Origin of the sequence: Roseivirga sp. E12 (genome assembly GCF_017592825.1) — a bacterium.
GTDB lineage: Bacteria > Bacteroidota > Bacteroidia > Cytophagales > Cyclobacteriaceae > Roseivirga.
The window spans coordinates 22979-46860 of record NZ_JAGFMD010000011.1 but is presented as its reverse complement, the minus strand read 5'-3'; the positions used below and the strand labels follow the sequence as shown (position 1 = coordinate 46860).

The 23882-nt window shown below is 40.6% G+C and carries 25 protein-coding genes; 20 read left to right on the top strand and 5 right to left on the bottom strand.

Translation table 11 applies throughout. The features are described 5' to 3' along the window. Positions 1-8 precede the first annotated feature (8 nt). Together J4E76_RS19380 and J4E76_RS19375 are read left to right on the top strand one after the other, a co-directional pair. Complete coding sequence (locus tag J4E76_RS19380; protein WP_236017557.1) at positions 9-677, top strand: SGNH/GDSL hydrolase family protein; 669 nt, start codon at positions 9-11, stop codon at positions 675-677. Next, positions 674-1525 carry a cyanophycinase gene (locus J4E76_RS19375; protein ID WP_208506453.1) on the top strand — a complete coding sequence of 284 codons (852 nt, stop codon included), beginning with the start codon at positions 674-676 and terminating at the stop codon, positions 1523-1525. Before J4E76_RS19380 ends, J4E76_RS19375 begins: the two co-directional genes overlap by 4 nt. Before the next feature lie 2 nt (positions 1526-1527). On the opposite strand, the gene J4E76_RS19370 is transcribed toward J4E76_RS19375, so the two are convergent. Continuing rightward, positions 1528-2925 (bottom strand): serine hydrolase, encoded by a 1398-nt coding sequence (locus J4E76_RS19370; protein WP_208506452.1) that lies wholly within the window; start codon positions 2923-2925, stop codon positions 1528-1530. A gap of 196 nt (positions 2926-3121) precedes the next feature. Between J4E76_RS19370 and J4E76_RS19365 the strand changes: the two genes are divergently transcribed. The 18 genes from J4E76_RS19365 (at position 3122) to J4E76_RS19280 (ending at position 16918) form a co-directional block, all read left to right on the top strand. Beyond that, complete coding sequence (locus J4E76_RS19365) at positions 3122-3742, top strand: RNA polymerase sigma factor (RefSeq protein ID WP_236017556.1); 621 nt, start codon at positions 3122-3124, stop codon at positions 3740-3742. Then, on the top strand, positions 3732-4508 hold the full coding sequence (locus J4E76_RS19360) for an anti-sigma factor (protein WP_208506451.1): 777 nt from the start codon (positions 3732-3734) through the stop codon (positions 4506-4508). Before J4E76_RS19365 ends, J4E76_RS19360 begins: the two co-directional genes overlap by 11 nt. A 2-nt stretch (positions 4509-4510) precedes the next feature. Then, the gene (locus J4E76_RS19355; protein WP_208506450.1) at positions 4511-5107 is read left to right on the top strand and encodes a hypothetical protein; all 597 of its coding nucleotides are present in this window, start codon (positions 4511-4513) and stop codon (positions 5105-5107) included. Between the two features lie 18 nt (positions 5108-5125). Next, complete coding sequence (locus J4E76_RS19350) at positions 5126-6457, top strand: hypothetical protein (protein ID WP_208506449.1); 1332 nt, start codon at positions 5126-5128, stop codon at positions 6455-6457. An 88-nt stretch (positions 6458-6545) separates the two neighbouring features. Then, positions 6546-7028, top strand: a complete 483-nt coding sequence (locus J4E76_RS19345) for a heme-binding domain-containing protein (protein ID WP_208506448.1) — start codon at positions 6546-6548, stop codon at positions 7026-7028. 141 nt (positions 7029-7169) lie between these two features. After that, on the top strand, positions 7170-7541 hold the full coding sequence (locus J4E76_RS19340) for a BlaI/MecI/CopY family transcriptional regulator (RefSeq protein WP_208506447.1): 372 nt from the start codon (positions 7170-7172) through the stop codon (positions 7539-7541). Then, complete coding sequence (locus J4E76_RS19335) at positions 7538-9709, top strand: M56 family metallopeptidase (protein ID WP_208506446.1); 2172 nt, start codon at positions 7538-7540, stop codon at positions 9707-9709. The genes J4E76_RS19340 and J4E76_RS19335 overlap by 4 nt, the downstream gene beginning before the upstream one ends. A gap of 101 nt (positions 9710-9810) precedes the next feature. Continuing rightward, positions 9811-10332: a hypothetical protein gene (locus tag J4E76_RS19330; protein ID WP_208506445.1), complete on the top strand. Its 522-nt coding sequence runs from the start codon at positions 9811-9813 to the stop codon at positions 10330-10332. A 247-nt stretch (positions 10333-10579) separates the two neighbouring features. Next, positions 10580-11107 carry a hypothetical protein gene (locus J4E76_RS19325; RefSeq protein WP_208506444.1) on the top strand — a complete coding sequence of 176 codons (528 nt, stop codon included), beginning with the start codon at positions 10580-10582 and terminating at the stop codon, positions 11105-11107. A 210-nt stretch (positions 11108-11317) separates the two neighbouring features. Next, positions 11318-12199: a TolB family protein gene (locus J4E76_RS19320; RefSeq protein ID WP_208506443.1), complete on the top strand. Its 882-nt coding sequence runs from the start codon at positions 11318-11320 to the stop codon at positions 12197-12199. Between the two features lie 10 nt (positions 12200-12209). Further along, positions 12210-12383: a hypothetical protein gene (locus J4E76_RS19315; protein WP_208506442.1), complete on the top strand. Its 174-nt coding sequence runs from the start codon at positions 12210-12212 to the stop codon at positions 12381-12383. A 78-nt stretch (positions 12384-12461) separates the two neighbouring features. After that, complete coding sequence (locus tag J4E76_RS19310; RefSeq protein WP_208506441.1) at positions 12462-13346, top strand: GyrI-like domain-containing protein; 885 nt, start codon at positions 12462-12464, stop codon at positions 13344-13346. Continuing rightward, on the top strand, positions 13343-13912 hold the full coding sequence (locus J4E76_RS19305; protein WP_208506440.1) for a pentapeptide repeat-containing protein: 570 nt from the start codon (positions 13343-13345) through the stop codon (positions 13910-13912). Before J4E76_RS19310 ends, J4E76_RS19305 begins: the two co-directional genes overlap by 4 nt. A gap of 61 nt (positions 13913-13973) precedes the next feature. Continuing rightward, on the top strand, positions 13974-14531 hold the full coding sequence (locus J4E76_RS19300) for a TetR/AcrR family transcriptional regulator (protein WP_208506439.1): 558 nt from the start codon (positions 13974-13976) through the stop codon (positions 14529-14531). A gap of 48 nt (positions 14532-14579) precedes the next feature. Next, positions 14580-15572: an alpha/beta fold hydrolase gene (locus J4E76_RS19295; protein ID WP_208506438.1), complete on the top strand. Its 993-nt coding sequence runs from the start codon at positions 14580-14582 to the stop codon at positions 15570-15572. Between the two features lie 55 nt (positions 15573-15627). Then, on the top strand, positions 15628-16212 hold the full coding sequence (locus J4E76_RS19290) for a pyridoxamine 5'-phosphate oxidase family protein (protein ID WP_208506437.1): 585 nt from the start codon (positions 15628-15630) through the stop codon (positions 16210-16212). Further along, positions 16212-16682 (top strand): nucleoside deaminase, encoded by a 471-nt coding sequence (locus tag J4E76_RS19285; RefSeq protein ID WP_208506436.1) that lies wholly within the window; start codon positions 16212-16214, stop codon positions 16680-16682. Before J4E76_RS19290 ends, J4E76_RS19285 begins: the two co-directional genes overlap by 1 nt. After that, positions 16679-16918 carry a hypothetical protein gene (locus J4E76_RS19280; RefSeq protein ID WP_208506435.1) on the top strand — a complete coding sequence of 80 codons (240 nt, stop codon included), beginning with the start codon at positions 16679-16681 and terminating at the stop codon, positions 16916-16918. Before J4E76_RS19285 ends, J4E76_RS19280 begins: the two co-directional genes overlap by 4 nt. Here the strand turns inward: J4E76_RS19280 and J4E76_RS19275 are convergent. The 4 genes from J4E76_RS19275 to J4E76_RS19260 form a co-directional block, all read right to left on the bottom strand. Next, positions 16915-17652 carry a DUF6503 family protein gene (locus J4E76_RS19275; protein ID WP_208506434.1) on the bottom strand — a complete coding sequence of 246 codons (738 nt, stop codon included), beginning with the start codon at positions 17650-17652 and terminating at the stop codon, positions 16915-16917. The two genes, J4E76_RS19280 and J4E76_RS19275, sit on opposite strands and share 4 nt — an antisense overlap. Positions 17653-17873: 221 nt before the next feature. After that, positions 17874-20078 carry a DUF5916 domain-containing protein gene (locus tag J4E76_RS19270; protein ID WP_208506433.1) on the bottom strand — a complete coding sequence of 735 codons (2205 nt, stop codon included), beginning with the start codon at positions 20076-20078 and terminating at the stop codon, positions 17874-17876. Between the two features lie 52 nt (positions 20079-20130). Next, positions 20131-20427: an ATP-binding cassette domain-containing protein gene (locus J4E76_RS19265; protein WP_208506432.1), complete on the bottom strand. Its 297-nt coding sequence runs from the start codon at positions 20425-20427 to the stop codon at positions 20131-20133. A 377-nt stretch (positions 20428-20804) separates the two neighbouring features. Beyond that, complete coding sequence (locus J4E76_RS19260) at positions 20805-23783, bottom strand: prolyl oligopeptidase family serine peptidase (protein ID WP_208506431.1); 2979 nt, start codon at positions 23781-23783, stop codon at positions 20805-20807. Between the last annotated feature and the right edge of the window lie 99 nt (positions 23784-23882).

Below are 23882 nucleotides of genomic sequence, written 5' to 3'. Positions count from 1 at the left end.
GATTTCCTATGTTCAGAAAGCTCAAACTGCTTTTCGTAATTGTCCTATCATTTTCAACCACAACTATTATGGCCCAAAAGACTTATCTCGCTCTAGGTGATTCCTATACCATCGGTGAAAGTGTAGCAGTATCAGAAAGGTGGCCAGTACAACTCGTCAAGACCTTAAACGAGCAGGGTATTGCGATGGCAGACCCTAAGATTATTGCCACCACAGGTTGGCGAACCGATGATCTTCAAAATGGCATTAAGGAAGACAAAGCACTATTGTCAGGTTATGATCTCGTGTCTCTATTAATTGGTGTGAACAATCAGTATCAGGGCAAGTCAATTGAGCAGTACAAGAAAGAATTTGAAGAATTGATCAACACTGCCATTAAGTTTGCTGGCAATAACCCGAAAAAAGTATTTGTAGTCTCTATTCCTGACTATGGAAAAACTCCTTTCGGTGCTGCTAAGGAAAACCAGATAGCCAAAGAGCTGGACGAGTACAATAGCATCGCTAAGCACATTGCCATTTCATATGGCATCCCCTTTTTCAATATTACGCCTATATCTCGCCAGGCAAAAGAACGGCCCGAGTTAGTGGCTAAAGACAAATTACACCCTTCAGGTAAAATGTACTCAGAGTGGGTAGCACTATTTGCCGATGACGTGGCCAAAATCATAAAGCAATGAGACTATTTCTAAGTGTAATCGCCCTTTTCATTTGTTTTGGACTAAGCGCCCAAACACAAACTACCGGACCTGAGAAAGGACATCTGATTATTGCAGGTGGAGCACTTCGTGATGCCGATGTTTATGCCAAATTCATGGAACTAGCCGGAGGAGAGCAATCTCATATTGTGGTTATTCCGACCGCTGGTGGCTACGAAGTAACCGAACAGAGAATAGCAGGCCTGGTTAAGTCATGGAAAGCTAGAGGAGCGGCAGAGGTAACAGTGCTTCATACCACAGACCCTAAGGAAGCAGATACTGAGGCATTTGCGGGGGTGCTAAAGGAAGCAACAGGTGTTTATCTTCCTGGTGGAAGACAATGGCGTTTTGCGGACTCCTATCTGGATACAAAGGTCCAAGAATACTTATTCGATTTGCTAGATCGCGGTGGTGTCATTGCAGGAAGTTCTGCTGGTGCAACAATACAAGGCTCTTATTTGGCCAGAGGTGATAGTCGGACCAACACCATTATGGTAGGCGATCATGAAGAAGGTTTCGGCTTTGTAAAGAATATAGCGATCGATCAGCATACGATGGCCCGAAATCGTCAATTCGACATGTTCGAGGTGTTGAAGGTATACCCTGACTTACTCGGTATTTCAATTGATGAAAATACAGCGATTCTAGTAACTGGAAACCAGTTTGAAGTTATCGGGCAAAGTTATGTTCTTGTTTATGACGGAACGCATTGGGATCAAACCAAAAATCAGTTTGTTAAAAATCAGCCAGGTCAAGAACGCTTTCATATGCTGCGAAAAGGCAGAAAATATGATATGGGTGAAAGAAAAATCATCACCCAACAACGATAAGTTTATTCGTAAGCCGAAAATATATGGTCTTCCATCCAATTTAGAATATCGAACATTTGTGCAGAGCCAAAATTCCCTCCAGTAAACACCACGACTAGATCTAGCTCTTTATTCACAACAACAAATTGACCTCCATTGCCACTGGCGTAGTAGCAATCATAACCCTTTTTTGAAGTGCTAAATGTTTTCAGCCACCACTGGTACCCATACCCTCCTGAGGTATTAATATTTTCAAACCTTGGGGTGATACTCTTTTCAATCCAATCTGTTGAAACGACTTGATTGTCTTTCCATTTACCATCGTACAAGTATAGATAGCCCATTTTAGCCATTTCTCTAGGCGTCATTCGATTACCATTTGGATCGTTCACTGGTGTGCCCTCGACCAAATCACTGTAGTACTCACGGGTAAAACTTCTTAAATCAGTATCGATGGAATTCGAAATCACATTTGCCAGCATTAAAGATGTACCAGTACTGTAAGCAAAAGTGCTTCCAGGTACGTACTTCATTGGTAGACCTAGAACATAAGGCACCCATTGACTTGAAGGCATGGCATACATAGTACTTAGGTTATTACTTGCATGACCAAAGGGAAAACTCCACTCGTCCCAGTCGAAACCGGCAGACATGGTTAAGACATGATCCAATGTGATCTCACCCTTTTGTTCTTCGTCTTTAAGGTTGTCAAATGCTGGGAAAAAAGAATAAAAAGGCACGTCCACGCCTTCAACAAAACCTTTTTCAATCGCTATACCTACTAGCATTGATCTAAAAGACTTGCTGGCAGATTGAATCTCGTGTTTGGTGAAACGATCCCATTCAATGAAGTTCCCATTTGAGTCCGTTCCGTCATAATACTCCTCTAACACCAGCTTTCTCTTGTGCATTACAACGACACTATGAACCTCAGGGAACTCATCATTACGAAGCCTATCTATACCATTAAAAATCAGACTTCTTTGCTCATCGCTCAACTCCTCAACATCACCTATTATCCAACCATCTTGCTCAGTTGCAGGCTGCTTGTAAGAATACTTAGCTCTGGCAGTCACCGTAACAAAGACCTTTGAATTATCCTTGAGGCTAATCTGCAAGCCTTGAGAAAGTGCCTCTCCTAATTGCCAATTGACAGTGACTAGCCCATTGGCATCAGAGGTTGTAGAAGCTGATTCTATGAACCCGCCTCCATTCTTTACAAATGGAATTACATCAATACCCGATTGAGCTTCCCCACTTTCACTGACCACTTTAGCGATAATCGGTTGAGGCAGAGTTGCTCCTTGAAATCCTAAAACATTTCCCTGACTGACCAATTCAATTCTGTATTCTGGACTACTACTTTCTGAGCAGGACAAAAGTCCCAGAGTTATGGTAAGGAATGCGAATAGCTTCTTCATTTTAAGCCGATGTTTGATTGACTAACACCAAATCTCATCCTATGGAACAAGAAGCAGCATCACATAATGATGTTATATTGTTCTCCATCATCCTTTAAGCCCATCAAAGGACACTTATGACGAAGTGAGGAAACTTTTCTAAATTCCTTCAAACTTTTTTAAATCCACTGTCATCATAAAGGCGGAACGAAAACCCATGAAGGAAATCGACCTGATGCCACAAACCAACTTCTTAGTAACAGCAGCCAAGTCGGGTGATGTAATTGCCATGAATCAGCTGGTAAAACAGTGGCAAAAGCGGATCTACAACTTTGCTTATAAATACTTCAACGACTATGATTTAGCGATGGAGGTGACTCAAAAAACTTTCATTTCGATGAATAAGAATTTGAAGACACTGAAAGAGGAAGGTCGATTTAAATCATGGATTTATAGAATTGCGGCCAACTACTGTCATGAAGAAGTAAGAAAGCAACAAAAACGTTGGGTTTTCCCTTTCATGAAAGTTCAGAACAATCAGGAGAATGCACAGATCGAAAACTCGGTCAGTGCTACTAGAAACGAAAACCCTGAACAAGTCTATGGCAATGAAGAGTTAAAGACACTTTTAAAAAGAGCTTTAGCTACGCTACCAGAAGAACAGCGAATCGTGGTGATTATGAAGGAGTATGAAGGATTGAAGATTCGAGAAATAGCTGAGATTGTCGATATCTCAGAGAACACTGTAAAGTCTAGGCTTTACTACGCATTAGGTAGTCTTAAGAAGCTACTTGATCAGTGGAATATCAACAGAGAAACGGTGCATTATGAAATATAAACCAACCGAAGAGACATTAGTAGCCTACCTATATGGTGAGCTTGACTCCGAACAGGCCGAACTTGTAGAGGTTTACTTGGAAGCTAATCCTGAAGAAAAGCAAAAGCTGAAGGCGCTTAGCGATACAAGAATGATCTTCAATGAACTGGAAGACGAAGAACTTCCTGGTCAGTTAGCCTTTATTGAGCCCGCTAAAAATGAGGAATGGCTCTATTGGAGAAAGTATGTTGCTATTGCAGCGACACTCCTATTGCTCTTGACTTTTGGATGGCTTACTGGCTTCAAAGTCAATTACGATGCAGAAGGTCTCTATCTAGGATACGGAGAGATTGAAAGAGGCCTGTCAGAAGAAGAAATATCAGATATGATCTTTGAAAACAATGCGTCTATGGCTGCCTACCTTCAAGACAACATGAAGCTTGGTCAGGACAGCCTTAACCTCAAGATTAATGCATTACAAGCCAACAACGCTAATGAGGAAATCATTAATCAGATCTTCGAAAGAGAAAAAGATGCACTCATTAACCAAATGGTGGGTCTTAACGACAAACTGAGTGGGGACTATAGAGATATTTTAAGACAAATCGTAGTCAACTTTTCAAACAATATCGAATCCCAACGCATCGAAGATTTAAGAGGCATTCAAGCGGCATTTACTGAATTGGAAGATGCTACCATCAACAAGCAGTTTCAGTTTGAAAACGCCTTGGTCGATTTAGAAGAAAAGGTGAACACAGTAATTGCCAATAATTCAAACAACAAATAATAATGGTCAAAAACTCAAAATATATACTCACCCTTGCTTTGCTCCTGGGCGTGCTCAGCGCAAAAGCTCAATCCTTTAGTGCGGTCAATCGCGACATGGAAATAACAAGGGTGACTTTAGAGAATTTTCTCAAAAAATGGGATGGTGACCCGCTGCTCAATAAAATCACTAACACTGAAGCAGAGTACAAAAAGGGCCAAGGTGTAACTTTTAAAGTAGATGCTCCCAATGCAGATATTCTCATGAATACTCAGGGTGGGATTTTCAGAAGCGGAGATCAAGGCATGATGGATACCTTCTATACTCAAGAGATCATTTCTCTCCAGCAAGAACGCTTGATTGATGCGATCATCAAATTCATTACGGATTTCAATAGCTACATACCACACTTAGATGGCAACGAAGATCTTAAGGTTGTTTTCGAAGTAAAGGACTCAGAAGTAAAAAAGAATGGCAAGGTCTTACCTCCTTCTCCTAAAGCCAGCGAAAGAGCCTACGTGATCACCGCTAAGTGGAACATGAAAGATTTAAAAGATCTCAAAGAGGGAAAGCTTGAGGCTGACCTGTTTGCTAAAAAAATTACAGTAGAAAAAGATTAAAATCGAAATATCAGAATTATGAAAAATAAAACAACAATAGGAAAATGGGCTTTAGCGACAGTGGCGCTACTCACTTTAAACTTGGGCTCACTAGCTCAGGATGCATACACCGTAGCGGGGGTTGCCGGACAAAGCACTCAAGATATCTCTAAGCTTCCCAAAATGGAGAGGGACATCATCATTTTGCAAAACGTCCTGAACGACTTATTTAACGAAGGCAACAGGTTCTATTCATCTAGCAGAGGAGCTAAGGGAATTTACGTTCCTGGAAAAGGAGTCATCTTCAATATGGGCTCCTCAAGTAGAAGCAGCTATGACGTGATTTTTGCTGAACAAGTTGCAATACAAAATGTAGAGAGAGAAGAAAAAACCGAGCAGACCACTGAAGAAAAAAATAAGGAAAGGGAAGATAAAATCAAATCAGTATCAAAAGACTTCTTGGTTAACTATGGGAGTATACTTAGCGATCTGAAACCGGGCGAGAAAGTAATGTTGAATGTAAACTATTCTGCCTTAAGGGAACCTACTAAGTCCAGTCAAAATGGTTTAACGATTCAAGGAGGTGCCAATGTCATTTATCGTGGCGGAAGTAGAACAGAGAAAAAGAGACTGGTCTCGTCTATTGATTTCTCTACGATCACTAGCTACCTGAATGGTAAGACAAGTTTGCAATCGGCAAGTTCTGCAGTATCTCAAAATATCATTGAAAGCACTACAAGTACTGTCCCGGATGCCAAAATTATGGCTGGAATCTTAGACGACTTGTTCCAATCAAACTTCGATGGAATTTACCGAAGAAGTGGTAAAACCAACTGGACCTATTTTGAAGGCTTTGGCTTAATGTTTGACTTGAATTTGACTGGCGCTCGCAGTGGAGTAAGGTTTCTATCGGCAGATGCCGTAACTGTTACTGGCAGAAGAGCACCTGAAAATGACAATACCAACAAGAAGCTAGAAGAAGACAATAAGAAAATTGAAGAAAGTTTTGATGACCTCATCGAATTGGTCAAAGAGAGCTTGGTTACTTATGGTCGTACCCTAAGAAGTGTGAAGAGTGACGAAGTCGTAATCCTGAACTTGAATTTTGGTTCATCCTTTAGAAAAACGAAGCTTCCTAGAGCATTGAGACTTCAAGTAACAAAGAGCCAAATCGAGGCCTATTCTAAAGGTCAAAAGTCTATAGAGCAACTGAAAAAGGAGATTGATATCACAAATTTAAGGGCTAGTACCAGCAACTTCTCTCACTCAGATTTCCCAGAAGCAGTCATTTACGAAACAGCTCCCGAACATGATGACCACCCACTGGAGATAGTCGGGCATACACGACCTACAGGAAAAAAGTCTAACTAAGACTACTCAAGAAACATAAAAGCTCGGCTGGTCACCGAGCTTTTTTCGTTTATACCAATTTACATAAATTGTCGATAAATTGAGCAAGATGAAAAAAGCACTTAAGTATGTCCTTGGAGCACTCATTGTCACGGCAATTGTAATCCAGTTTATCAACAGACCAGAACGAGTCAATGAGCCTGTCACTGATAATGACATTATTCAAGTTCTTGAGATAGACGGACCAATGGCCAACATGCTTAAGTCAGCTTGCTATGACTGCCATTCAGACCAACCCCGCTACCCTTGGTATGCGAGCATTGCTCCTGTAAGTTGGAGAATAGCAGAGCATATAGAACATGGCAGAGATGAGTTGAATTTTTCAAAGTGGGGCACCTACTCAGCAAGAAGAAGAGATCACAAGCTCGAAGAAATGATCGAAGAAGTGGAAGAAGGACACATGCCTCTTCCTAACTATGTGAGAATGCATGGTGAAGCAAAACTCAGTGATGAGCAGATTGAATCTCTCAAAGCCTGGGTAAATACTGAACGAGAAAACATAGCCTCAGAATCCACAGAAGCGAACAATTAGGGTTTTATACGCTCTAAGACAAAATCATTCCATAAGACTCTCTTAGCCCTTTCAGGTGAAATAATTTCAGAAAAATCGAAACTAAGCTTGTAGTTTTGATCAATGCTTCTACATTTGTAGAATACAATTGACAAAAGTAGAATGAGTTTACCGAAATCTGAAGAACAACTGATGCAATACCTATGGCAGACAGGCCCATCATTTATGAAGGACCTTATAGATGCCTACCCTGATCCAAAACCTGCATCAACTACCATCGCTACCCTCCTAAAACGTCTTCAAGACAAAGGAGCAATAGGATTTAAGAAATATGGAAATGTTCGCGAGTACCACCCCATTCTAAAAAAAGAAGAGTATTTCTCTAAGCATTTCAATGGAGTGATTAAGAATTTCTTCAATGATTCGGTATCCCAGTTTGCCTCCTTTTTTGCCTCTGACAAGAACCTTACAGATGCTCAATTAGATGAACTCCAAAAAATAGTTGAAGCACAGATAAACCAGAGAAAAAAATGATCTACCTACTCAAGTTCATAGGCTGCTCAGGTCTGCTGTTACTTTTCTATTATGGCGTTTTACAAAACGAGAGACTCTTTCGTTTTAACCGTTTTTTCTTGCTAGCTATAGTGGTAATCGCACTTATTGTGCCTCTGACAGTGGTTAAAACGAAAATCATTGAGGCGCCAGCTGTCCAAGAGGTTCATAACTATGCTAAGTCAGTTACCACAGATGAATTGAATTATGCATTACCCCTATCACAAGCCACGCAACAGCCAGAGGCCACCTTTAACATACCCTGGCCATCAGTGCTTTGGAGCACATACGCCTTGATCACAGCTGTCCTCCTCATCAGATTCTTTCGTAACCTCAACGCCATTGTCAGACTTAAAGACCGGGCTCATGTTATTAGTGACAAAGGGATAAAAATAGTCTTGAGAGAAGATATAAGAGCGTCATTCAGTTTTCTGAACCTTATGTATACCAACAAGACTCGTTTCGAACAGGGGAACTTACCTGAAGAGATCATTGAACATGAAAGGCATCACATTACCCAAAGACATAGCTATGACATTATCTACATAGAGTTTGTCCAATGCTTACTCTGGTTCAATCCCTTTATCTACTTTATTAAAAAAGCAATCAAACTTAACCATGAGTTTTTGGCGGATCAGCATGTCTTGAAGAGTCAGAGCTCAGCTTATGAATACCAAAAAATATTATTAAACATTACGCGCAAGCAGCAGGTGCTGACACCCGTTCTTGCCAGTAATCTCAATTACGGTTTTACCAAAAAAAGATTAAATATGATGACTAAAAACACAAACAGATTCAAGTCAATGATCAAGCAGATTGCAGCTGCTGGTATTATAGCATGCACATTTTGGTTCGGTGGAGCAACACGTCTTATAGCCCAAGAGGTAGATTTAAGTCCCAACAAAGACCTGAGTGTAGAAATAGACCTTGATAGAAACTTAACTACTGATGTCTCTATGGATCTTAATCCAAATATAGAATTGGATATTCAAGACACTCTAAAGAAGAAGAAAAAGCCAACGCAAGAACTACTTCCTCCTCCACCGATTAAATTGGATAAGGTGCGTTTTAAAGACTCAAATGGTAGAACTATTGAGAAAAGGTATTCTGAATTGAGCCAAAGCGAAAAAGAACGCTTCCGGGACAGCACCTCAGATCCAGAATTCTACATGCCCCCTCCACCTCCATCCTACATTGATGAAGAAATGCTGGAGGATTTTCAAAACACTAAGAAATATGGTGTATGGTTAAATAATAAACGAGTTGATAATGAAGCAATTAAGTCCTTAAAGGTAATGGATATACACCACTACTTTAAATCCAGACTATACAAGAATGCAGCAAACTATGGCAAGCACGAATATCAACTAAACATTGTTACTCGCGAGTATTATAAGACACGGCCCGAGGCTAATGGTACATGGCTCGAGTACATATACCCAACACGCATTAAGAAAAAGGTACAAGAACAATTTCAAGAGAAAAACGAGGCCTTAGAAGAAGTTGCTGAAGTCGAAGAAATACCTCAAATGAGCGAGTCTGAAGAAGTTGTGGAGGTCCCCGAAGTGGCGAACATTCCAATAGTTTTTAAAGTCAAAGCGAAACCAGAAAAGGTCAAACCAGCCAAAGAGAAGAAGGAGACTCCGAAAGTAAAAGAAATCAAGGCTAAGGATCAGAAAAAGGGTGAATCACAGGACTTACAACTCAAAAAGGGACAATTTAACCCTCAGCTCCACAGCCCAGGTATAGATTTAGAAAAGGTTGAATATTTCTTAGCTCCTACTTCTTCGGCTCACCTAAAATACATTTCCAAGTCTGGGGAATCAGTAATCAAAACCTATGGAGATATGAATGACAGCGAATACTCAATGTGGGTTAACCCGAAAAACAATGGACAGGTTTTCAATCCACCACAATCGCTTACTAAAATAACGCTGAGCCAGCTTCTTGAATTAAAGAACAAAAAGGAACTGAAATTTTGGATTGACGGTGAATTAGCTTCACCAACTGCACTGGCCGACTTAGACTACTTCGAAGTCTATGATTGGAAACTAAATGAGAATATGATAAGTATAACTTCTCACTATACTTTCTTGAACGATGAAAGTGCATGGATATCCAGGATAAGGTTTAAAAAAGCAGAAGAATAGTTCTTCATAATTAGATTCTGATCAGGGATTTTGAGGTCTCGAATATGTTGCGAAAATAAAATCCCTCGTTACAGTCTTATTAATAACTTAAAATAACATACATGAAATTCTTAACAGCAAAAACCATTTCACTCACCTTATTATTAATCATTATGACATCAGCCTGTTCTGATGAAACATCACCTGAAGATGTTGTGGATATAATTAGTGAGAAATCGATAATTCATCTCAATGGAAGAGACATGGAAAAATCAGTCTCATATCAAATAACATATCGTGAAGGCGAGGTCATATCGAAAGAAATAATTTCTGTTACAATTGATGGACAGTCGCTCAAAAAGTCTACCGAGGGTAATTGGACTACCGACATCAGTGTAAGAGACAATGAGAATATTCCTAATCCTGTTCGGTCAGAACTTCCAGGTCTTGCTGGAGAGGATTGCGAAACAGAAGTGAATTGTCAAAACCTTTCCAAATACGGACCGGGCAGGGTAATCCTTCCTCTTCGCTACTCAGTGCTTACTGAAACGACTTGCACATCAGCCGGCTATGAAGATGGTGTCCTAGTTATAACTATCACCTACTCTTCTAACGTAAGTATCTTCGATGGAAGATGCCCATAATTGATTAAGCAATCATATAGCTAAATAGATCCACTTCAGAGTTGAATGGGGCTTGGACTTGCTCATTTTGTACTAATCCTATGTGGCTGTGAAACTGATACGGATCGGTACTTTAGACAAACACTTTCAGGGAAGTTCCCTGAGATGTTCATGTCTGGTGAAATTTCTAAATGAGAATGAGGTCAGTAATATGTTCCAAAAATTGATTTTGGAGTTATAATCTCAGTATAAACCAAAATAAAAGCACATGAAGTTCTTAACAGCAAAAACCATTTCACTCACCTTATTATTAATCATTATGGCATCAGCCTGTTCTGATGAAGAATCTCCTCAGGATTTAGTCGAAGTAGTTAATGAAAAGTCTATTATTCAAATTAATGGTAAGGAGGTGGAAAAGTCCGTCACTTATGAAATCACATATCAAGAGGGTAATGTGATTGATAAAGAAGTTATCGCAGTAGAAATAGATAATCAATCATTAATTAAATCAGACAATGGTAATTGGAGTACGAAGGTAGATGTCCAAGAGAATGGCAACACTCCTTCTCCAGTCAAATCAGAAGTGCCCGGCCTAGCTGGTGAAGATTGTTATTCTGAATCTACGTGTTGGCTGAATGGTGTTATGGGTCCAAGAGGAACAATTTTACCTCTAACGCATAATATTGTTACTGAGACGACTTGTACTTCAGCTGCCTATGAAGATGGAGTGTTGACCATAACAATTACATACTCGATATCATCCACTACGTATCCAGGCGGCTGTGTAGAGCTATAAAAAAGATATTATAGAACCTGTGAGTATTACGAAAAGTAAAAGGGGGAGCTTGAGCTCTCCCTTTTTGTTCAAAAAAAACTAGCAATTAAATAGGGCCGGTAATTTGAAAGGATTTATTGAACCTTAGATCCTAAGGTTTAAGGTTTTAGACTTATTTTTATTGATCATACAAGCGGTTATCTTTCACCTTCCATGATCAAGACTCTAGAAATGAATAAATCTAAAATCCTCATATTGGCACTGATTCTATGTGGCTGTAAAGCAGATGTCAATCAGTATTTAGGACAAACACCTCCTGGCAACATCCCTCTGATGTTTATGTCAGGTACCCTATCGAAAAGAGATACAATTGAATTTGGATCTGTGTTCTCACAAGATGGTTTGTCTTTTTACTACGCAACTGGCCCATCTGGTAGGCATGAGATTCGATACAGTGAGTATAAGGAAGGACAATGGTCTCCCTTCAATCTTCTAATAAAACATCCTGATTACGGATTTAACGACCCCTTTTTATCTAATGATGAGCAGAGACTATATTTTATCTCTAGAAAGCCCAAAGACGACCGTGACATCCCTCCTAACCATGACATTTGGTATGTTGAAAAAGAGGGTGATGGTTGGTCCGACCCAATCAATGCCGGACCCCAAATCAACTCAGACAAAAATGAATACTACATTTCCTTCTCAGACGATGGCAGCATGTATTTTTCTACTAATAAGCACACCAACTCAGATAGTGACTTTGACATATATAGAGCTCAGTCAACCGCAAACGGATGGGAAGAGCCGGTAAGACTCAGTGATGCCATTAATACAAGTGCTTACGAAGCGGATGCCTTTGTGGCACCTGATGAATCATACATCATCTTCACATCCAGAGGTAGAAATGATAGTAACGGAAGCATTGATTTGTATATCAGCTTCAAAGATGATGGCGATAATTGGCTTCCTGCCAAGAACCTCGGTAGGCCTATAAACTCCAGAGGCCCTGACTATTGCCCTTTCGTGACGAAAGATGGCAAGTACCTATTTTTTACTAGTTATAATGATATTTATTGGGTGAGCACGAAAGTGCTTAACCAGTTCCGTTAATCAATAACTTATGAAAAACACAAAATACATTCTTCTAGTAATCGGTATTCTGGGGCTTGCGGCAGGTGTCTATGCAATTGTAACAGCAAAAGGCCCAAGTGAGTACCTTTTAGGACTGATATGTGGAGCAAGCCTCGTCTTTGGGTACTTTGAGCTCAACAAGCATTCCCATTCAAAAGAATAATCCATAATCTCAAATTCAGCAACTTCTATCAAAGCGGATTCAGCGATTCGAACTATCATTGCTTCGTAAAAAGGACATATGAGTAGAGCGAGTATAGAAAGATCCATTGCCTTCATAGAAGCCCATCTTCAGGATGGTCTATCTCTAGACCTTATCTCAGAAGTAGCGTGCCTATCCAAATATCATTTCTCTAGGGTATTTAAAAAACATACAGGAGATAGAGTGGCTGATTACATCAGACGAAGAAGAATCACGCTATCGGCAGCCAAACTCATTTCTTCTCAGGAAAGCATTCTACAAATAGCCATAAATCACCGATTCGACTCTCAAGAGGCGTTTACACGGTCCTTCAAAGGTGTTTATGGAATGACTCCTAATGAGTATCGAAAAAACGGTGTCAACATCCTGGCCCATAGCAGAAGTCCGCTCACTTTGGATAGAATTGAACATCTTCAAAACAAGATATCTCTGGAGCCAGAGATTGTTATTGAGCCAGCAAGGAATCTTGTCGGACTTCACTGTAAGACATCCATGGTACAAAATAATATCCCTATGCTCTGGACTGTATTCCGCAGAAGGCAACATGAAATCAAGAATACCATAAACAATGGACGCTTTGGAGTCAGTGATTATAAAAACCTCAAAGTCAGCCAGTTTACGCCTAGCGCAATGATTGGTAAATGGGCGACTGTTGAAGTTTCCTCACAAGAAGAGATTCCCGAAGAAATGGTTGTTTATAACCTTTCCGGTGGACTTTATGCCAGATTCATGCATAAGGGCGGCAAGAAAAATGTGCAAATGAGTTTTGAATACATCTACAGTACTTGGCTCCCAAATACAAAGTATGAAATAGACAACCGTGACCATTTCGAACACTACCCAAAAGTTTATCTCGGTCCAGAGAACCCAGAATCAGAGTTGTTTATCTTTCTGCCAATCAAACTCACTAAAGCCACAGAATGAAAGAGATTATAGAGGACAGGGAGTTCAGGAATGTAGATTTCTCATCGGAGAAATTTCAGCTTGCAGACTATGAATACTGTGAATTTATTGGATGCAGCTTTTCAAATGTAGACCTGTCCAATATCAGTTTCTTAGAATGCAACTTTAAGGATTGCGATCTAACATCAGCGAAACTCTTGTCCACAAGCTTTAAAACCGTAAGTTTCAACACTTGCAAATTGCTGGGATTACATTTCGATAGATGCAATGCGTTTTTGTTGGAAATGAGCTTCATTGGATGCCAATTGGACCTTTCCTCCTTCTATAAACTCGTCTTAAAGAAAATTCAATTCGAGGACTGCAGTCTTAAGGAAGTGGACTTTGTTGAAACCGACTTAACAGAAGCTGTATTTAAGAATTGTGACCTCACTGGAGCAGTTTTCGAGAACACTGTCCTAATCAAAACTGATCTGCGATCTTCTACGGGCTACACTATTGATCCTGAGACCAACCAAATTAAGAAAATGATGGTTTCCTCATCAGAACTCCCGGGGCTTCTATCTAAGTACGACATACAGATTTCTTAAGGAAATTTAAAATTTACCGAACGTTCGGAAACTATTTCAGTTGCTCGTTGGTTGAACCACCATGCGACCTAAAAAAGTAGACCATCAACATTTAATGGAAGGCCTTATGTCTGTTCTAAGAGCAAAGGGATTTGAGGGTTCCAGTTTGATGGACCTATCCGAAGCCACAGGCCTTAAAAAGGCAAGTCTGTATCATCGGTTTCCAAGAGGTAAGCAGGAAATAGCAGAAGCAGTGCTCGATTATGTTAAGGTTTGGAATGAGGACCATATATACAACGTACTTATCAATAAAGACCTCACTCCGCAAGAAAGAATCGCTTTGGTAATAGAGAACATCAACGCCCTATATGATAACGGCAATTCTACATGTATTCTTAAAGCAATGACCACAGAAGCAAGCTTACCCACATTCGGTTCTCAAATTGAGGAGAACTTTCGATTTTGGATCGATGGTTTCAAAGCACTAGGGTTAGACAGAGGATTCGATAGTGCAAAAGCAAGTCAGTTAGCTCAGGAAGTTATCATTCGAGTACAAGGTGCCCTAATCTTATCGAAGGGCATGAATGACACCTCTCCTTTTCAACAGAGTCTTAATCAAATCCTCAAAATGTATCGTTAAAAAAATTTACAATAATATTTTACCGAACGTTCGGTAATTAACAATATCATGAAAACAAAAACAACAAGATGGAATGCAAACAAGGTTTGGAGCCATCACAGCATAAAAGTCCAATTACTCACATTATTGCTATTGATTGGTTCAGTAGTAAATACACAGGCATCAGTGACTAAAACCGAGCCTGTACTTCATAAAACCATTGAAGTGAATGGTATCAATATCTTTTATAGAGAGGCAGGTTCCAAAGATAAGCCTACGATAATACTTCTACATGGCTACCCTACCTCCTCTTACATGTTTAGAAACCTGATCAGAGATTTGTCTGACGACTATCACTTAGTTGCCCCCGATTACCCGGGCTATGGTAAAAGCGACCAACCTCTTATGCGTGACTTTGATTATACTTTCGACAATCTGGCACAGGTTGTAGATGCGTTCCTAACTGCATTAAAAATAGATAGGTATAGCATTTACTTAATGGATTACGGAGCTCCTGTTGGTTATAGAATTGCAACCAAGCATCCTGAAAGAGTACAAGGTTTGATCATACAGAACGGTAATGCATATGAGGATGGCCTAGCCGATTTCTGGAACCCTTTAAGAAACTATTGGAACAATTACACAACTGAAAATAGCAAACCGTTAGAAGCGTTTCATTCAATTGATGGCCTGAAATGGCAGTATACTCATGGTGTTCAGGACAGCAGCACAATTAGCCCCGACAACTGGTTAATTGATATGCAGCACCTCTCTAAACCAGAAAACAATGAAATTCAGTTGGCCTTATTCTATGACTACAGAACCAACGTAAAGCTATACCCTAAATGGCAACAATACCTTAAACACTATCAGCCTCCAGTACTCATAGTCTGGGGTCAAAATGACCAGATCTTTCCAGCATCAGGCGCGCACCCCTATAAGAACGACTTGAAGAACGTAGACTTCCACTTGCTTAATACGGGGCACTTCGCCCTAGAGGAAGAAGGTGTGGCCATCGCCAAACACATTAGAAAGTTTATGAGAAAGAACAAGTTTAAATGAATCATTGAAACAGATCCCCGGTTGTCATATCAACCAGGGATCATAATAAACTAATATGGCAAAGAACTTTACAAATTTTGCGTTCACTGATAGTGTAAAAGCTGAGCAAGAGGTTCGAGGATCCAGAATATCTTATGCTCGGATGGAGGAAAAAGATCAATTCAAGCTTTCCCTGAGAGAAACTAATTTTATTGATCAACAGCATGGCTTTTACATGTCTACTGTAGGGGAAAATGGATGGCCTTATGTTCAGTTCAGAGGTGGGCCAACTGGATTCTTGAAGACGATAGATTCACAGGCCCTTGCCTATGCAGACTTTAGTGGCAACATGCAGTACATCAGTACTGGAAATTTAAAATCCACTAAGAAAGTAGCACTTATTCTTCTTGATTACTCAACACGCACCAGGCTTAAAATTTGGGCAGAGACAGAAATTCTTGACCCAGATGAAAATCCAGACTTGTTAGAAATTGTATCTGACCCGAGCTACAAGGCCAAGGCTGAGCGAATCATTGTCTTTCACATCAAGGGCTTTGATTGGAACTGTCCACAGCATATTACTCCCAAGTTCACGATAGACCAGATGAAAGACTTGGTAAAACAACACCCTGATTTGTTAGAAGAACTAAGCAAAGTCTAATGCCTGAGAATACAGAAGCTCAATTTATGAAACGAGCAATCGAACTTGGACACGATGCTATGAAGTTGGGCAATTCTCCCGTTGGCTCAGTGATCTCTCAATACGGTCAGGTTATTGGTGAAGGACTTGAACTTGGTAAAACCAAAAACGATATTACTTTCCATGCCGAGATAGAGGCAATTCGAGATGCTTTGGCAAAATTAGACACCAATAAACTTCCAGGCACTACACTTTATACCACCCACGAGCCATGTTTAATGTGTTCTTATGCCATCAGGCATTATCAAATTGAAAAGGTAGTATATGGTCTTCCTGTACAAGACGTTGGTGGCCATACTTCCGGATTTGATGTTTTACAAACCACAACAGTAGCTCACTGGGGACCCACTCCCGAGATAATTGGAGGGTTTATGAAAACAGATTGCAGTGACTTGAATAATGAGTACAAGCAATTAAAGTCAAAAAAATGATCATTATTAACCACCCCAAGAATTCAGCTCATGCATCCAGGTGGAAGGAAAGGTTAGAAGGCATGACCGTCCCCCACCTTATCTTTGAATCTTCTGATGCTTCTTCAAGATTAAAGGAAAATACCAATGCGATTAGTGGTGCAGAGGCAATAGATAACTTCCTCGATCAATATGAAAAAGACTTAAAGGGCTGGAACCAGGACAGGTGTGATATGTGGTTTTTTGATGAGGATTAGTTCTTCTTTTCTACTTTCACATCTTCAAGGATAATACGGGACAACTCTTTCAGCTTACCCTCATTATATAGTTTATCGTATTCGCTGATGTCCCTATTGCTGTAATCTCCGCCAGAGAAGTTTATGTAGTCGGCAAAGCGAATTCCATCAACAAAACGTTGATTGTAGGCAGTGCGAAACCTATTTCCTCCTTTATTGTAAGCCAAGAATTCCATAAAGCCAGTTTTGCGATTAAACCAATAGTAGAACACATTATCTGGACTATCTCCTGACCCTTCTCCCTTAAAAGTCACTTTCACTTTGTCATAAGTCGCACTTTTAATCACTACCTCACCAATATGTTGTTTCACAACGGCTTGGTCATTTAGCTTATAGGGTAGCATGGCGAAATATGAAACTGCATTGACATCTTCGAAAGCTCGGCTCAATTGTCTTTGAGACTTACCTGAGTCTGCACCGTTGATGTATCTCTTAAAAATGCTATTATCTAATTCATCCTTAATGGTGTCACCATCTTCGACAAAAGTTCTGCTGTAATAGAGCTTATTATCATTCTGATCCACAAAATGACTCTTCCCTCTAAAGGTGAATGATACTTTGGTGGTTTTGAAGAGTTCACCCCCACTCACCTCAATAGCCTTATCAACTATTTTTTGTGCTTTATCATCGGATTGGGCATTCGCCTGGTGGAGAGTAAAAAGTAAAAAAAGAGTCAAAAAAATAGTTTTGATCATGATTTTGTTTTTCAGTTGTCGTCACCACAACGCGCACCATATACATAAGATTCAATTGGGCGTCAGCTTACTTGACCCGAGGTCATGCTAATGACAAACGCCAGACCTCAATGAGGTCTGGCGCTTTGGATGCAAATGTTAAGTACACTTTTTAGCCTCCCAAGTAATTCATAACTACAAGTTTGGCCCCAACCAATGATTCTTACTCCATTACACCCATATCAAAACTGTTTGAGAAATGTCAACTTTGCTATAAACTGCTGTTCTTCAAAAGGATTTTCTAAACCACTTATTTGCGTATTGTTAAACACCAAGTAGACGAAGGACAGGGGCTGATATTCCCAACTTAACCTAACATTCCACCTCCCCTGCTCATCGAAGGTGTTGTACTGATAAAATGTCGATAACTGTAGTCGCGGATTAGCCGCAAACCTAGCCCCAATGGTGCTTAGATGAGTCTCAAGGTTTTCGCCCGCCTCGCCAAGGTTTCGCAGCCTGTTATATTCATAATCAAAAGTAAAGGCTATATGAGGGTCCGGAGCGATCCTCACTCCTGAATTTACTGTTTGTCTCTTTCCATTATAGAAATCACCCCATTCATAACCTCCGCTTATTGACCACTTCTTTGACTGATCAGAATTGAAGCGAACTTCGTGACGCGTATAGAAGTAATCATCTTGACCAATTTGAATACCTAGAGGAGCAAAGTTGAAGTTTATATTCTGCCACGTAGGGAAAATTGAATACGATAGAAAGCTGCCATCGGTGAAGAAAATCCAAACCGGAAATAACCACAGATTAGCTTGCTGAAAACTTCCAGGATCACTTGCGTCATGATAGTAATTAACAAACAGGCCTGGATCCCACCTTCTAATCCAAGGCAGTTTCTTAGGCCTTATAATCATATAACCACCTGGGTTATGACGGATAACATTTTTCTGTCTCACAAAGCCCATTGCTGGGTTATAATTTTGAGTTGTTGTCTCTGTCACCCAACCCCAATAAGAGTTATTGGATGATCGTCCAGCAAAGAAACGTCCGGCAAAACCGGCTTTATTGGTCTCATAGTCAATAGAGGCACTAGCTAAGTAGTTTATTGACCAAATACTTGAGGGCCTAATCAAGCCATCTACTGTTATGGTGCTATTGTTTTGTCTACTGAGATTGAGTGTATTGGAAGGCTCATCCAGTCGATGAGTAAACATCACACCAATGTTATTCTCTCTCCCATAATTCTTTAAATAGCGTGCCACAGCAAAGTTGGCTGCTGCCGAACTATTCGTCTCTGCTTGATGCATATATAAACCAGCGATGGCCTTATTTTCATCTCTAAGCGTAAATCTCATTCCAGCATCGATTGGTGCTGTGGCTGAATTAAAGTTGCCTTGTAGCCCAATCCTTCGACTAAAAAATGGTCTGATGGAAGTTTGTCTTCCCCCAGCCCAAATGCCTGAATTTTCCAGAAAAAACTGTCTCCTTTCCGGAAAGAAAATGTTGAAACGTTCAAGGTTATTCACAGCCCTATCTACATCCGCCTGGGCAAAATCAGTATTGAAAGTTAAGTCCACCACCGTGTTTGGGTTGACAGCCCATTTGACATCACCTCCTAGCTTGAACTCTCCTTCGGACTGACCATTTTCTCCCACATTTTGTTCCTCATATTGATAGAGTGTATAAGGTTCGACCCTAACATTGGCGCTGGGCGCAGGCAACTCCAACCCTGTAAGCTTGGCAGCATACGTCATCCTATACGGAGAAAATGACTGTGGTATGGCTGGAAAAACAGTTTGCTCGTATTCTCTCCTAGCTAAACGGTTAAAAGTAATACCCCATGCTACATCCTGCCCATTGAAGGCATCGTAGCGCAAAGACTTAAAAGGAATGGCGAACTCTACATAATAGCCATCTTCTGTCTGACTGGTTCTAACGGTCCATAATGCGTTCCAATCGTTGTCGGTTACTTGGTCGTTAAAGTTTTGTAGATCTCTTTGGTTGCCGTATGGCGTTGTTTGAAAGGAGACAGCAAATTGCTTTAGATTTTGAGGGTCTAGCTGAACAGCGAAAATATCATTCTCATTCCAGCTAAAATCTCTTCTCAGGTCCTGTACTCTAATACCCTTTCGGCCTAGTGAGTCTTGGCAAAACGCTCCTATATACAGATTCTTCTCATCGAATAATACGCGTACTGTCGTCTGAAACTTATAGTCCCCTCCCTGACGTGGCTCCATTTTAAAGAAATCAGTGATTGGTTCAGCTCGTTGCCAATCTGCCTCATCCAGTAGTCCATCTACTTTGATCCCTGAAGTGGCCTTTACAGCCCTTATCTCTAATGGAGTCTCAGGAGGCGGGAAATTACCATCATCTTGAGCCGTAAGAGTAACGGCACAAGATATAAACACAAAGAGCAGTGTAAAAAGTCGTCTCATATCAAGCGAATGGTATCAGTTGTTTTTTCCTTTCCATTAGTGTAGCCATGTTTTACTCACTTAGACTCCCTAGAACTTCTGAGAACTCAGCATATAGATTCAAGTTTTCAGGTATGTATGCGATAACCTCCTTTGTCTTAAGAGGTTCTTCGTGAACATCCATTTTATCCACTATGGCCTTACCTGAAGTAGGGTGAATAAAATTCAGAAACAGGTCGATAGTAGTGGATTTACCTGCCCCATTTGCACCTAGCAGGCAGTATATATCTCCTGCATCAATACTAAGGCTGAGGCTGTCAAGAGCGCGTATGCCTGAATACTCTTTGGTAAGGTTTTGAGCGTGCAACATTTCGTTATTATTTATGCAACAATGATGCAAGTATGAAAACCCATATGGCTTATGCAACAATGATGCATAAATAAAACTACTGAACTTGACTAGCGGTAATATTAAGGTGTCAATGCCCTAGTTAACTGCTTTCAGTCTTTTTAAGAGGTACTGCGCATGCCAAGTAGTAGATGACACAAGCTATCGACAACACTAACCTTAAAAAGACTAACCTTCTAGACCTAATCAGAATCCTACGTGTAATTGATTCACTCTTTCATTAACCCTCACTCTGGCAGCGATGGACCAAACCAATTCTCTTGATATAAAAGGAAAGCCCCGATGTATCGGGGCTTTCCTTTTTGTCTTCTAATTGGCATCAAATCTCGAAGGCACCACTAATTCCGTCCACCTTTGGCCTTCTCCAGCTTTAGGCTCTCTCCTTCTTCTACTTTTTCTTTAGACTCGTCTACCAAGTCGTAGCGAAGGGTTCTACCCTTGAGTTTTGCAGGCAAACCATAGGCCATCCACTCTGGCATCGGTTCTCCTTTTAGGTAATGATTGAAGAATTGTGCCATTCGAACAGAAAGATCCTTACGGTTCTTTCTTCTTCTCAGGTTATGAGCTTCATCATTGTAAGATACCATCCAAGCTGGTTTCTGCAATCTTCTGAGAGACATGTAGAACTCAATGCCCTGATACCATGGCACAGCACCATCAGCATCGTTGTGCATTATAAACAAGGGCGTTTCAATGTCTGGCACCTTGAATAATGGCGAATTCTCAATGTATAAATCCGTTCTATCCCATAGGGTCGCTCCCAATCTACTCTGTGTCTTTTCATACTGGAACATACGACTCATACCACTACCCCATCTCACTCCACCGTAGGCTGATGTCATGTTTACCACTGGAGCACCAGCACCAGCGGCTTTGTAGAGGTTGGTCCTCGTTACCATATGTGCCACTTGATATCCACCCCAGCTTTGTCCTTGGATGGCCATGTTGTCTTCATCCACAAAACCCATTGCCATTACAGCTTTGGTAGCAGGAACCACATGATTCATTGCACTTCTACCCGGGTGACCCAACTCATACTTAATGTCTGGCACTAGTAGTAAATAGTCATTACTCACATAATATGGAATGTTCACTGTACTTGCACTTGGTGCTGGGCTTGGGTGACTATGAAGCGAATTCGATCTTCTTTCGTAGAAATAGACAATCATTGGATACTTCTTATTAGGATCGAAGTTCTCTGGTTTGTAGAGAATCGCTTGCATGGTTTCACCATCGAAAGTATTGTCAAATTCAATAAGCTCAGCAGTGCCCCAATTGTATGGATCTTCTTGTACGCCTACATTACTCAATTTCTTAAGTCCGGACATATCCACACCATTGGCAGCATATAACTCACCGTACGCTTCATAAGTAGATTTTCTCACCAATACGCGATCTGCATTCTTGGCCTTTGTTAGGCCATAGATGCTCATATCTTCCATCACAACTACATTCGGATTTGCCGAACCGTTCATATCAGCCGTCACAAAGCCGGAAGCTTTTGTCCACTCATTGAATGCCGATAATGTGGCTGGACCATCCGTTGAGATAGTTCTAGCCTCTCTATCAAGACGCTGATATCTCATGGTAATTTTATTCTCACGACCATAGCCATTTGTCACATTGACTGGGCTTCCTCCTTTTGGATCAAACCTCCAAATGTCATATCTATCGTAGATAAATAGTGACTCATCATCGTCAGACCATCCCGGGCTACCATAGCTACCAGCTAATGATGGTGAATCATGAAGCTCATTGGCAAATGAAATCCCCATTCCATCCGTTAAATTCTTGATATCTCCAGAAGCCACTGACATCATATACCAATGACCATCCTCTTGATTATGCCAGCTCAAATAATTGCCTCCTGGCGACAGCGAAGGAAAGCCTTTAGCTCCTTTAATAAGTAATTCAGCTTCTCCAGTTGCCGTACTTATCTTATAGAAATCTCTCGGCATTTGAGTATCCCAAGTCATTTGTGTTCTGTAAGGCTGATCATTCATGGCCAAGACAAAATCACGATCGCTTCTATAGTCAATAGTAACTGACTCCAAATCCGGGCCAGCCAATTGAACTAGTTTTCCACTCTGTGTATCTAGAACAACGTTATATGACCTATTCTTTTCTCTTCCAGCCTGAAGCTTCTGCATTGGCTGGATGTAAGGATCATTATAAGACCAAACATCTACATCTGGACGGTCATCCTTTAATAGAGTAGTGTCCGCTTCGTAAGCATATTCAAATGGTCTTGGTGCTGTACCGAAGTAAAGACGCTTACCTGACTCGGAAAATCTGATAGTACTATTGTCACTCACCATCCAGTTTTCAGGAATTCCTGCAGTTGTTGTATCAGCAACAATCACTGCACGTGAATTTCCTGCACTCCAGTGCATTAAACTAAAGTACTTATGATCGTCACCCTTCTCATTGGCTGAAGCAAAGAAGGCAATTTGATTACCATCTTCATCAGTAGACATTTTTTTGTAATCTGTCATTCTTTCGCTTAGGGTAACTAGGTCACCCGTTGCCGTATTCATTGCATGAATCCCCGCTGGGTTAAGCGAATCAACTTTGTCATATTCGAAGAACAGGTGGTTACCTTTGTCAGTCAACTTGTACTCCATTACACCTGTAATGCTCTTTGACTCTCCCGTTTTCAAGTTATAGAGTACTAATTCCGTCCCTTTTGATTTAGCCCTTGGATCCTTAGGCGCTTCTGGTTCTTTCTCCTCTTCCTCTTTAGGCTCTTCCTTCTTCTTATTTCTTCTCTTCTTTTTCTTTCCTTCTACTACCGGTTCTTCTTTTTCTTTATCATCTTCTTTTTTATCTACTTTCTTCTTTGGCGTTTTTAGAGGTTTTTCATGAATCCAAGCCATCCACTCTTCAGAATCGCTCGGTAGCTGGTAGTTTTTTACACGCGCTACTTTCTTGATATCTCCAGAGCTAAGGTTGATAATATAAAGCGAGTCTTTTGGCATTTTGGAAGCTGCCGTTTTCTTCAGTTTCATTTCCCTTGTTTCCAAGTATGCAGGTTTGATCTCCGCAGCTACGTACTGGCCATTGGAGGAAAAAGAATACCTTGAAACCCTGTCAACAGTGATTGACGCATTGGTATTGAGGTTTTTTAGTTCTAATACGGCATCACCCACTTGCGGATTGATGCGATAACCAGCCCAAACACCATCATTGCTAATGCTGACGGATGCCAGACTTTTCCAATCATCATAAACATCGTGTGTAAGTGGCTTTTTCTGTGCAAAAGCCAAGGACACTAAACACATGAGGCTCAGCATCAAAAGGGATTTTCTCGAAAACATAAGTCTAAATTTTGATTTAGTAACCTCACAAATATAATTGTATGGTTGTGTTTGCAAAGACTTCTTATATTGATGGCATCGGATAAATTATAACCTGAA

What these genes read in the sequence shown, in the direction of transcription:
- J4E76_RS19350 (WP_208506449.1), top strand. Translation starts at nt 5,126, where the DNA reads ATGAAAAATAAAACAACAATAGGAAAATGGGCTTTAGCGACAGTGGCG.
- J4E76_RS19355 (WP_208506450.1), top strand. Translation starts at nt 4,511, where the DNA reads ATGGTCAAAAACTCAAAATATATACTCACCCTTGCTTTGCTCCTGGGC.
- J4E76_RS19260 (WP_208506431.1), bottom strand. Translation starts at nt 23,783, where the DNA reads ATGTTTTCGAGAAAATCCCTTTTGATGCTGAGCCTCATGTGTTTAGTG.
- J4E76_RS19280 (WP_208506435.1), top strand. Translation starts at nt 16,679, where the DNA reads ATGATCATTATTAACCACCCCAAGAATTCAGCTCATGCATCCAGGTGG.
- J4E76_RS19380 (WP_236017557.1), top strand. Translation starts at nt 9, where the DNA reads ATGTTCAGAAAGCTCAAACTGCTTTTCGTAATTGTCCTATCATTTTCA.
- J4E76_RS19285 (WP_208506436.1), top strand. Translation starts at nt 16,212, where the DNA reads ATGCCTGAGAATACAGAAGCTCAATTTATGAAACGAGCAATCGAACTT.
- J4E76_RS19275 (WP_208506434.1), bottom strand. Translation starts at nt 17,652, where the DNA reads ATGATCAAAACTATTTTTTTGACTCTTTTTTTACTTTTTACTCTCCAC.
- J4E76_RS19320 (WP_208506443.1), top strand. Translation starts at nt 11,318, where the DNA reads ATGAATAAATCTAAAATCCTCATATTGGCACTGATTCTATGTGGCTGT.
- J4E76_RS19340 (WP_208506447.1), top strand. Translation starts at nt 7,170, where the DNA reads ATGAGTTTACCGAAATCTGAAGAACAACTGATGCAATACCTATGGCAG.
- J4E76_RS19265 (WP_208506432.1), bottom strand. Translation starts at nt 20,427, where the DNA reads ATGTTGCACGCTCAAAACCTTACCAAAGAGTATTCAGGCATACGCGCT.
- J4E76_RS19325 (WP_208506444.1), top strand. Translation starts at nt 10,580, where the DNA reads ATGAAGTTCTTAACAGCAAAAACCATTTCACTCACCTTATTATTAATC.
- J4E76_RS19305 (WP_208506440.1), top strand. Translation starts at nt 13,343, where the DNA reads ATGAAAGAGATTATAGAGGACAGGGAGTTCAGGAATGTAGATTTCTCA.
- J4E76_RS19365 (WP_236017556.1), top strand. Translation starts at nt 3,122, where the DNA reads ATGAAGGAAATCGACCTGATGCCACAAACCAACTTCTTAGTAACAGCA.
- J4E76_RS19375 (WP_208506453.1), top strand. Translation starts at nt 674, where the DNA reads ATGAGACTATTTCTAAGTGTAATCGCCCTTTTCATTTGTTTTGGACTA.
- J4E76_RS19370 (WP_208506452.1), bottom strand. Translation starts at nt 2,925, where the DNA reads ATGAAGAAGCTATTCGCATTCCTTACCATAACTCTGGGACTTTTGTCC.
- J4E76_RS19295 (WP_208506438.1), top strand. Translation starts at nt 14,580, where the DNA reads ATGAAAACAAAAACAACAAGATGGAATGCAAACAAGGTTTGGAGCCAT.
- J4E76_RS19360 (WP_208506451.1), top strand. Translation starts at nt 3,732, where the DNA reads ATGAAATATAAACCAACCGAAGAGACATTAGTAGCCTACCTATATGGT.
- J4E76_RS19335 (WP_208506446.1), top strand. Translation starts at nt 7,538, where the DNA reads ATGATCTACCTACTCAAGTTCATAGGCTGCTCAGGTCTGCTGTTACTT.
- J4E76_RS19330 (WP_208506445.1), top strand. Translation starts at nt 9,811, where the DNA reads ATGAAATTCTTAACAGCAAAAACCATTTCACTCACCTTATTATTAATC.
- J4E76_RS19345 (WP_208506448.1), top strand. Translation starts at nt 6,546, where the DNA reads ATGAAAAAAGCACTTAAGTATGTCCTTGGAGCACTCATTGTCACGGCA.
- J4E76_RS19290 (WP_208506437.1), top strand. Translation starts at nt 15,628, where the DNA reads ATGGCAAAGAACTTTACAAATTTTGCGTTCACTGATAGTGTAAAAGCT.
- J4E76_RS19310 (WP_208506441.1), top strand. Translation starts at nt 12,462, where the DNA reads ATGAGTAGAGCGAGTATAGAAAGATCCATTGCCTTCATAGAAGCCCAT.
- J4E76_RS19270 (WP_208506433.1), bottom strand. Translation starts at nt 20,078, where the DNA reads ATGAGACGACTTTTTACACTGCTCTTTGTGTTTATATCTTGTGCCGTT.
- J4E76_RS19315 (WP_208506442.1), top strand. Translation starts at nt 12,210, where the DNA reads ATGAAAAACACAAAATACATTCTTCTAGTAATCGGTATTCTGGGGCTT.
- J4E76_RS19300 (WP_208506439.1), top strand. Translation starts at nt 13,974, where the DNA reads ATGCGACCTAAAAAAGTAGACCATCAACATTTAATGGAAGGCCTTATG.